Raw genomic sequence first — 1,310 nt, forward strand, 5'->3', positions numbered from 1 at the left:
CCAGGCCGGTCGCGGTGAACGTCACATCCACCAACACGTTGTTCTCGGTGTTGCCCGCCGGATGATCGATCTGGCCGGTGGAACTGAAGAAGTAGTCGAATATGCCGCCGCTTTCCTGCAAGGCGATCGAGAAGACCACCGTCGCCGCTGCCGTGGTCGCGCTGGTGACATCCGTCGCGGCATACAGCGTGGTGCTCGCAGCATCCCAGAAGTAGGACAGCGCCACGCCCCCGCTCTTGACCGCCGCCGCGGAGGTGTCCAGCACCGGGTCGAGATGGAGGTCGGCGAAATCGATGCTGGTCGCACCAGTCACCCCGAGCGGAGTGATCGCCGGGACGCTGGCCGCGTCGTCACCATCGGCGGAATCGCCGATGCCATTGAGCGTGTCGTCATCGTCGGCGATGAGGTCCACTGCGACCGACACCGGCGGTTCGGGCGGGAGCACGGCGTCGGCGGACAGCGAGCGGTCCTGGTTGCCGATGCTGGTGACCGTGCCGTCGACGACGAGGCTCAGCACACGCATGTGGTAGGGCGAGCCGCTGATGTCCGAGGCCGTCTGGACGGTCTCTCCCGCGTCGTCGTGCCAGTCCAGCGAAGAGGCGATGTGCCCACCCCAGGCGACAACGACYGTGTCGGCGTTGTCGGCGGCACTGCCCGTGTACACGAAGGTGATGGTGACGGACGCCTTGGTGTGGTCCGCGTTGTAGGTCACCACGCTGACCGCCGCCCCGCTCACGGCGCCGAAGAGGGAAATGGATTGCGAACCGGAGGGCAGTCCCGAGCTCAGGCCATCCGTCACTCCGAACTGAGAGCCGAATCCGGTCAGCAACTGCGAATCGGACTGGATGGCAGCCCCGGTGATCGCGCCGGAACTGATGCCCGTCACCCCCAACAAGGGGTTCACATCCGGCTCACCCTGGTGYTTCGTGCCATCGAARCTGAAGTTGTAGCCGGTCAGGTAGTCCAGCGCATAGGCGCCCGAATCCACCGTGTCCCACTGGATCACCAGCCCGTAGGTCACCCCTGGCTGCAGGTTGTCCAGGACTGCACGGTACGGGATCGCGTCCCCCTCGTTGTAGTGCGCCTTCTGGGCATTCAGGTTGCCATTGACGAAGACTTCCTGGCTCTGCCCCGTCCCATCGACATCGCCCTGCAGGACCGATCCATCGGCCCACTGGTCCAGGTTGACACTGACATTTCCGCTGAGTGGCTTGGCCATGGCTGACTCCGATCAAGAGAAGTTGAACAAGGCCGCATCCGGCAGGCAGGGCTGCCGGAGTACAGCGGGAAGGATGGAGCGATGCGCGCTC

1 protein-coding gene is annotated in these 1,310 nt (G+C 64.9%); it reads right to left on the reverse strand.

Translation table 11 applies throughout. The features are described 5' to 3' along the window. The coding region (locus AC1DSA_RS26080) for a hypothetical protein (protein ID WP_477894186.1) at positions 1-1,219 on the reverse strand (1,219 nt) is incomplete at its 3' end. Positions 1,220-1,310 lie beyond the last annotated feature (91 nt).

It is taken from the genome of Ramlibacter sp. P4_H7 (assembly GCF_056400765.1).